The 1,633-nt window shown below is 63.0% G+C and carries 1 protein-coding gene and 1 pseudogene (1 of these 2 running past the window's edge); one reads left to right on the top strand and one right to left on the bottom strand.

The annotated features are described in order from the left end of the window. Positions 1–184 (bottom strand): annotated as a pseudogene (mraZ, locus tag EOC06_RS27945) (division/cell wall cluster transcriptional repressor MraZ) (it extends 274 nt beyond the left edge of the window). A gap of 410 nt (positions 185–594) precedes the next feature. Here mraZ and EOC06_RS27940 point away from each other — a divergent pair. Next, positions 595–1,633 (top strand): cystathionine gamma-lyase (locus EOC06_RS27940; RefSeq protein ID WP_245470137.1); only part of this gene is annotated, 1,039 nt, incomplete at its 3' end.

The raw sequence follows: 1,633 nt of genomic DNA, 5'->3' as shown, positions 1-1,633 counted from the left end.
TGCGCTGCTCGTAGCGGTCGAGCAGATCGAGCCCGCCGACATCCATCGCCGGCAGATCCAGGCAGCGCAGCGCATAAAGTTCCGAATAGCCGCGCTTCTGCACGACCGCACGGAAATGCGCGGGAACGGACACCCGTCCCTTCGCATCGATCCTGCTCACCGTGCTTGACAGAAACCGGTCCATTAAACGCTACAGCCGCTTGCGCCGCCGCACCCCTCTCCATCTTGTCGCACGCGCCGCCGCAGCGCGCTCCCTGCCCCGCATCAGCCTCATCCGCACGGGCAAAAACCGGCAAACGCGCAGCCGCCGCGGCTGCCCGATTGGCGTACGCTTTACCCTGACACGGAACGAAGGCTTTGATGTCTAGATGGGATATCATGGGGCACTATGGGCGTCAACGGGATTAGGCTTCACAAACACGCGCGCCGCGACCAATGAGAGCAGCCTCGCCGACACGTCTCGTCTTTATGGTCTATTAAGCCTAACGAACCGTTTAGAGCCGCCTGGCCCAACCGGACGCGCCTTGCCGCGCGCCGCTGCCGGGCATAGCGTCTCGCCACATATCGCCGGTCGCAAACAGGGTTGGAAATTCGATGTCTGAAACTGCAAAGTCACGCGCTGCAGCGCTTCCTCACCTGCGTCGCAGCGGGCTTGCCATGGGCGATTCCATTCCCCTGCCACTGACCATGACCGCCATCTTTCATGCGCCCGGCGACGCCACCGGTTTCAACCAGTACGGGCGATTCAGCAACCCGACCTGGGACGCGGTCGAACATATGCTGGCCCATCTGGAGGACGCGCCTTGCGTCGCCTTCCCTTCAGGAATGGCGGCAATCTCGGCGGCGTTTTTTGCCGTGCTCAAGACTGGCGACCGTATCCTGCTACCATCGGACGGCTACCACACGACAAGAGCGCTGGCCGATCGCTTCCTCAAGCCGCTCGGCATCGCCTACGATGTCAGGCCTACCTCGACCTTCCCCGACGGCGGCTTCGATGGCTATCGCCTCGCCTTTGTCGAAACCCCTGCCAATCCGGGGCTGGATATCTGCGATATCGCCGCCGTTGCCGATGCTGTTCACAAGGCCGGCGCTATCCTTGTGGTCGACAACACGACTATGACACCCTTCGGCCAGCGGCCGCTCGACCATGGCGCCGATATCGTCGTTGCCGCCGACACCAAGGCACCCAACGGCCATTCAGATGTGCTGTTCGGCCATGTCGCCAGCCGCAATGCCGAGATCATCGCCGCCGTGACCGGCTGGCGCGAAGTTTCCGGCAGCATTCCCGGACCATTCGAAGCCTGGCTGGTGCATCGCGGCCTGGAGACACTGGATGTGCGCTTCGATCGCATGTGTTCCTCGGCGGAAGTCATCGCGCGGCGGCTGCAGGGCCACCGGGCAATCAGCGACCTGCGTTATCCCGGACTGGAAGGCGATCCGTCGCACAACCTTGCCCGTGCCCAGATGGAGCGCTTCGGTTTTCTGATCTCTTTCGAACTCGCCTCGGAGGACAAGGCCGAGGATTTCATTAACAATTGCGCCTTGATGCAGGCCGCGACATCCTTCGGCGGCGTCCACACCTCCGCCGAGCGGCGCTTGAAGCGAGGCGATGCCGTTGCCGCCGGGTTCGTTC

This window comes from Mesorhizobium sp. M7A.F.Ca.MR.362.00.0.0, assembly GCF_004023175.1.
GTDB lineage: Bacteria > Pseudomonadota > Alphaproteobacteria > Rhizobiales > Rhizobiaceae > Mesorhizobium.
Note: the sequence above shows the minus strand (reverse complement) of the source record. Positions and strands in the feature narration are given on the sequence as shown.